General features: G+C 36.8%; 8 protein-coding genes. 7 read left to right on the top strand and 1 reads right to left on the bottom strand.

Annotation, left to right across the window (positions count from 1 at the left end; all coding sequences use genetic code 11):
* Positions 1-972: threonine synthase (gene thrC / locus ACLTU0_RS04740; RefSeq protein ID WP_412321537.1), on the top strand; the 972-nt coding region annotated here is incomplete at its 5' end.
* Positions 973-1,042: 70 nt separating this feature from the next.
* Positions 1,043-2,332: a galactokinase gene (locus ACLTU0_RS04745; RefSeq protein WP_412321538.1), complete on the top strand. Its 1,290-nt coding sequence runs from the start codon at positions 1,043-1,045 to the stop codon at positions 2,330-2,332.
* 52 nt (positions 2,333-2,384) lie between these two features.
* On the opposite strand, the gene spoVAC is transcribed toward ACLTU0_RS04745, so the two are convergent.
* Complete coding sequence (gene spoVAC / locus ACLTU0_RS04750) at positions 2,385-2,834, bottom strand: stage V sporulation protein AC (RefSeq protein ID WP_117966323.1); 450 nt, start codon at positions 2,832-2,834, stop codon at positions 2,385-2,387.
* A 177-nt stretch (positions 2,835-3,011) separates the two neighbouring features.
* Between spoVAC and ACLTU0_RS04755 the strand changes: the two genes are divergently transcribed.
* From ACLTU0_RS04755 to ACLTU0_RS04775, 5 genes are all read left to right on the top strand, one after another.
* Positions 3,012-3,875, top strand: a complete 864-nt coding sequence (locus ACLTU0_RS04755; protein ID WP_412321539.1) for a DUF5685 family protein — start codon at positions 3,012-3,014, stop codon at positions 3,873-3,875.
* Complete coding sequence (locus ACLTU0_RS04760; protein ID WP_117966318.1) at positions 3,862-4,455, top strand: J domain-containing protein; 594 nt, start codon at positions 3,862-3,864, stop codon at positions 4,453-4,455. Before ACLTU0_RS04755 ends, ACLTU0_RS04760 begins: the two co-directional genes overlap by 14 nt.
* 27 nt (positions 4,456-4,482) lie before the next feature.
* Positions 4,483-5,460 carry a DUF1385 domain-containing protein gene (locus ACLTU0_RS04765; protein ID WP_022228846.1) on the top strand — a complete coding sequence of 326 codons (978 nt, stop codon included), beginning with the start codon at positions 4,483-4,485 and terminating at the stop codon, positions 5,458-5,460.
* Positions 5,454-6,281 carry a peptide chain release factor N(5)-glutamine methyltransferase gene (gene prmC, locus ACLTU0_RS04770; protein WP_022228845.1) on the top strand — a complete coding sequence of 276 codons (828 nt, stop codon included), beginning with the start codon at positions 5,454-5,456 and terminating at the stop codon, positions 6,279-6,281. Before ACLTU0_RS04765 ends, prmC begins: the two co-directional genes overlap by 7 nt.
* Before the next feature lie 9 nt (positions 6,282-6,290).
* A partial coding sequence (locus ACLTU0_RS04775) for a 6-phosphofructokinase (RefSeq protein ID WP_412321540.1) occupies positions 6,291-6,564 on the top strand: 274 nt, incomplete at its 3' end.

Here is a 6,564-nt window from a genome sequence, read left to right on the forward strand (position 1 = left end):
CTTCAAATGGTTACTCAAGAGGGTAATAACGTAAGTGTTGCCGCGGTTAAGGGTAACTTTGACGATGCTCAAAGCGGTGTTAAGAAGATATTTACAGACACTGATTATAAAAATCTTCTTGACAGAAATCAATTTAAGCTTTCATCTGCAAACTCAATCAACTGGGGCAGACTTGTTCCTCAGATTGTATATTATTTCTCATCATATGCAGAGCTTGTAAAGAATAACGAAATTGAAATCGGCGATAAGATTAATGTTGTCGTTCCGACAGGTAACTTCGGTAATATTCTTGCCGCATATTATGCAAAGAAAATGGGCTTGCCAATCGCTAAGTTTATTTGTGCGTCGAATGAAAATAATGTTTTGACAGATTTCATAAAGACCGGTGTTTATAATAAGAACAGAGATTTCCATACAACAATCTCACCGTCAATGGACATTCTTATTTCAAGTAACCTTGAAAGATTTCTTTATGACCTTACAGGTTGTGATGATAAACTTGTCAGCGAATGGATGAAAGAGCTTAACACTAATGGCAGCTATGAAGTTTCAGCTGACGTTAAGGCAAAAATGCAGGAAATGTTTACTGCAGGTTGCTGTGATGATGCAGAAACAATGGCTACAATTAAAAAGTGTGCGTCTGAATATGATTATGTTATTGATACTCATACAGCCGTTGCAAAGTCTGTTTACGATAAGTATGTTGCTCAAACAGGCGACACAACAAAGACAATTATTGCATCAACTGCAAGTCCGTTCAAGTTTAATCAGAGTGTTCTTATTGCGCTTGAGGATCACAATGCAGTTGTCGGTAAAGACGAATTTACTCTATTGAAGGAACTTTCTGAAAAGAGTAATATGCAAATTCCTAAGTCACTTTATGAACTGAAAGATAAGTCAGTTGTATTTGACCTTGTATGCGACAAGGACGAAATGCAACATATTGTAAGTGATTTTCTTATGGTTGAATAAAATTAAATATTTTAAATAAATAATGAAAGGTGTAACAATGTTACACCTTTCATTTTAAGGGAGGTTTTATATGCGTTCTATAGAAGAAACAATAAATGCACTAAAAAACGGTGAATATGATGATAAGCTTACATATTTGTATTCGTGCGATAAAAATGATGTGAAAAAGTATTCAGACAGATATATTGACGTTATAAACGGCTTTGAAGAAACATTCGGTAAAGACGGCGATATTGCTTTGTTCTCCGCTCCGGGTCGTACTGAAATCGGAGGCAATCACACAGACCACCAACATGGTTGCGTACTTGCAGGAAGTGTTAATCTTGATGTTATATCTGCAGCACGACCAAACGGCACGAATACTGTTCGTATTCAATCAAGAAACTATCCGCTTGATGTGATTGAACTTGACAGTCTTGAAATAAGAGAAAAGGAATTTGACAAGGCGATTTCTCTTATAAGAGGTGTAATTAAAAAATTTGTTGATTTGGGTTATGACGTTAAAGGCTTTGACGCGTACACAACATCAAATGTACTTAAAGGCTCGGGACTTTCATCGTCAGCGGCTTTTGAAGTGCTTGTCGGAACAATTATAAACGGACTTTTTGCAAATAACGAAGTAAATCCGATTGAAATTGCAAAATTCGGACAGTTCGCCGAAAATGTTTATTACAATAAACCAAGCGGACTTATGGATCAGATGGCATCATCTGTCGGCTCGGTTGTGGCTATTGATTTTAAGAGTACGGAAGAACCGATAGTTGAAAAAGTTGAATTTGATTTGAAAAAGCATAATCACGCTCTTTGCATTATTGATTCGGGTGCGGATCACGCAGATTTAACTGATGAATATGCGACAATTCCGTCTGATATGAAAGCAGTTGCGGGATTTTTCGGTAAGGAATTTTTGCGTGAAGTTGATGAAAATGAGTTTATGGCGAATATCAAAAACATTCGTGCAAAACTTAATAATGACAGAGCAGTACTTCGTGCAATCCATTTCTTTAATGATAACAAACGTGCACAGGAAGAAGTTAAGGCTTTGAGAAATGATGATTTTGAACTTTTTAAACAGCTTGTAAAGAAATCGGGACAGTCGTCGTATATGTATCTGCAAAATGTGTTTGCAACAAGTATGCCTAAAAATCAAGCAGTGTCTTTGACATTGGCTTTGTGCGATGAAATACTTGGCGACAAAGGCGCGTACAGAGTTCACGGCGGTGGTTTTGCCGGAACTGTACAAGCGTTTGTTCCGCTTGATATGCTTGATGAATTTAAAACAAAAATTGAGAACGTGTTGGGTGAAAATATGTGCCACGTTCTTTCAATTCGTCCTGTCGGCGGATATGAACTTAAATAATTAAAAAATCTTCTTGAAGTAAATTTTGTTTCTTCAAGAAGATTTTTGTTTTTTAAAACAAACTTATAATCCAATACACAATACCGGCAACGAACGAGGCAAGTGTACCGTAAAGGATAACGGGACCGGCGATTGTGAATATTTTTGCACCGACACCGAGCACCATACCTTCGGTTTTTGCCTCAAGAGCAGGGGAAACAACGGAATTTGCAAATCCGGTAATCGGTACAATAGTTCCCGCACCCGCAAATTTAGCGATTTTCGGGTAAATATCAAGTCCTGTAAGCAATGCACCGGCAAACACCAATATGATTGAAGTGGCAGTGCCTGCGGCTTCTGTATCAAGTCCCCATTTTTTAAACATAGTTAAAATAAAATGCCCGATTACGCATATTATTCCGCCCGATACAAAGGCTTTTAAACAGTTTGAAAAAAGCTTTGAATTGGGTGTTTTTGTTTTTACGTATTCATTATATTCTTTGTTAGTCATTTCGTGTTTCATATTAAATTACTCCAGTCAACATTTTTTTAATATTATTTTCTCATAATAACGATAAAAGTATGCTTAATTATGAATAAAAAATAAAATTTTATCTTAAATATATCATACACCTTGAAATTTATGGCGATTTGAGATATACTTTAAATATACTTATGTTATTATGGAAGGAATGTTTTAATGTTCGGATACGTTACAGTATGCAAAAATGCGTTGAGCGAACAAGGCTTAAAGACGTTTAAAGCATATTATTGCGGATTGTGTAAGGCTATCGGCAAGAGATGTTCGCAATCGGCAAGGCTGGGACTTAGCTATGACATAACATTCCTTGCGATTGTTTTATCTTCGGTTTGCAAAAAAGAAATAAGTATGAAAGATAAAAAATGCGGGTTGCATCCTATCCGTGAAAATATATGTGTTGAAAATGACACGGCACTAAATTATGCAGCCGATATGGGTGTTATACTTACTTATTTGAAATTGCTTGACGATTGGAACGATGACAAAAGTATAAAAGCGTTGTTTAGTATGTTGTTTTTTGCAAACGGTGTCAGAAAAGCTAAAAAACATTATCCGAGAGAATATGAAAATATCAGAAAATGTCTTGATGAATTGAGTCGTCTTGAAAAAAATAACTGCAAAGAAATTGATGAAACAGCCGATTGTTTTGCAAGAATTCTTGAAATATTATTTACACCCGATTTTATTGAGGACAAGGATAAAAAACGTATTCTTGCTTGGCTTGGCTATAATACAGGGCGATGGATATATATAATTGACGCGTATAACGATTTGGAAAAAGACGTAAAGAAAAATGATTACAATACCTTTAAAGCAAAATATGAGGATAAAAACGCACAAGAAATAAAAGACACGATTAGAGAGGATTTATATACCTCAATGACGTTCACTCTTGAAAATGCGGCGTCTGCATATAATTTGCTTGAGATATACAAAAATAAAGAAGTTTTGGACAATATTATGTATATTGCACTAAAAGCTAAACAGAAAAGTATTTTAGGAGAAAGTAATGAATCCTTATGAAGTATTGGGCGTTAGCGAAAACGCCGATGAAGAAACAATAAAAAAAGCGTACAAAGAATTGGTGAAAAAATATCATCCCGACAGATACATTAATAATCCGCTTGCGGATTTGGCGGCTGAAAAGATGAAAGAAATTAACAAAGCCTACGATATGATAACGAATAAGCGTACCGCGACTAATACGGGATACAGTACGTCATCAAGAGGATATTCAACATCACAGACGCACACAAGCGGACAGGCAAGTTTTCAAAATGTTCGTATTCTTATAACGCAGTCACGAATTCGTGAGGCACTTGAAATGCTTAACTTATTGCCGAAAACAGCGGAATGGTATTATTTATCGGGTCTTGCGAGAATGCAGGTCGGTTGGTATGACCAAGCTATAAGTTTTTTGCAGACTGCTGTACAGATGGAGCCGAACAATGTTGAATACAGAAGTACATTAAACAATGTAATGAACAGAAACAGAACATACACATCAACCACAAGTACCGGCTCAGATTCGGCAGGTTGTTGCGATTGCAGTGATTGTTGTAATTGCTGTACAACGTGGTTATGCTGTAACTGTATGTGCTGATAATATTAAACAGATAGGAGAAAATAGATGAGTAAAGAAGAACAACAGCAACATATTACATCAATAGGCGGTCAGGCGGTTATGGAGGGCGTAATGATGAGAGGCCCTTTCAAAACAGCAGTGGCGGTGAGAAAGCCTGACGGTGATATTGAATGTAAGGTCGAGGAAAACGGAACAAAAACAAGAAAGAAGTTTTGGAGATTGCCTATAATAAGAGGTTGCGTGAGTTTTGTAGACAGCCTTGTTATAGGAATGAAAGCACTTATGTTCAGTGCGGAATTTGTCGATATTGAGGAAGAGGAGAAAACAGAAAGTAAGTTTGACAAGTGGCTTGACGATAAGTTCGGCGACAAAATCAAGGATATAGTAATTTATGTATCAATCGCAATATCGCTTGTATTCAGTATTGCTTTGTTTATGGTACTTCCTACTTTTCTTACGAAAGGTGCGGAAAAAATCGGTACACTTATTCCGCCAATTTCGGCATTTACAGATTCACACTTATTTACAAGCCTTTTTGAGGGCATAATAAGAATGGTGATATTTATAGGATATTTGGCTATTGTTTCAAATATGAAAGACATTAAACGTGTATTCCAATATCACGGTGCGGAGCATAAGACGATAGCGTGCTATGAGGCAGGGGAAGAACTTACTGTTGAAAATATAAAAAAACATACAAGATTTCATCCGAGATGCGGAACGAGTTTCTTGCTTTTCGTTATGATAGTGAGTATTTTGCTTTTTGCACTTTTGCCGAGAGTGGATATGGTTATATTGCGTGTTTTAATGCGTCTTGCACTTTTGCCGGCTGTAGCGGGTATTTCGTTTGAAATTATAAAATTCGCCGGAAGAAGTAAAAGCAAATGGGTGGCATGGCTTTCAAAACCGGGATTGTGGCTGCAAAAACTTACTACAAGAGAACCTGACGCGTCTCAAATTGAAGTAGCGATTGAATCAATGAAACCGTGTATACCTGAAAATAAAGAGGACGACAGATGGTAATATCGGAATTTGTGAGAGAAACGGCAAAGCAGCTTGGAGATAATGCAAGGTTTGAGGCGGAGCTTATGGTTATGAGTGTTATGGAAATGGACAGAACCCGACTTGTTTTAAACGGCAAATTGCCTGTAATGCCTCAACATACTTACAGAATGAATAAAATGATTGAAAGACGTAAAAAAGGTGAGCCGCTGCAATATATACTCGGAGAAACCGAATTTATGTCACTTGATTTTTTTGTCAGGGAGGGTGTGCTTATACCGAGAAGTGATACGGAAATTCTTGTTGAAACCGTAATTGATAAAATCGGCGATAAGAAAACAACTGTAGCCGATATATGTACAGGTAGCGGCTGTATCGGAATAAGTATTGCACATTACAAAAAAAATACAGATGTTGAGCTGTTTGATATAAGTGATATTGCACTTGAAACGGCTGAAAAAAATATTAAAAGAAATAATGTGTCAGACAGAGTGAAATCGTATAAAATGGATATATTAAATGAATATCCGAAAAAAAAGTATGATGTTGTCATATCAAATCCACCGTATATAGAAAAAGCGGTTATTGAAACGTTGCAGACGGAAGTTAAGGACTATGAGCCGAGAATTGCGTTGGACGGCGGTGAGGACGGACTTGTTTTTTACAGACGTATAACCGAAACGGCACATAATTTTTTGAAAAAAGGCGGTCTGCTTGCATTTGAGATTGGCTATAATCAAGGCGAATCTGTAAGAGGTCTTATGCAAAACGACTTTTATGATACAGAAGTGATAAAAGATTTAAACGACAATGACAGAGTCGTAATCGGAAAACTAAAATGAGAGGATGATTTGATGAAAAAGATTGGTATTTTAACAAGCGGCGGAGATTGTCAAGGTCTTAATGCGGCAATCAGAGGTGTTGCAAAGGGACTGTATGAAGAAATTGACGACGTTGAAATTTACGGTATTCAAAACGGTTATGCCGGACTTATCCACGGTGATTACAAGAAGATGAATCAATCTGATTTTTCCGGTATACTTACAATAGGCGGTACAATTTTGGGTACATCACGTCAGCCGTTTAAGATGATGCGTGTCATTGAAGATGAAAACAGTATTGATA

Source organism: Hominilimicola sp. (assembly GCF_046972485.1).
In the GTDB taxonomy this organism is placed as follows: Bacteria; Bacillota; Clostridia; order UBA1381; family UBA1381; genus Hominilimicola; species Hominilimicola fabiformis.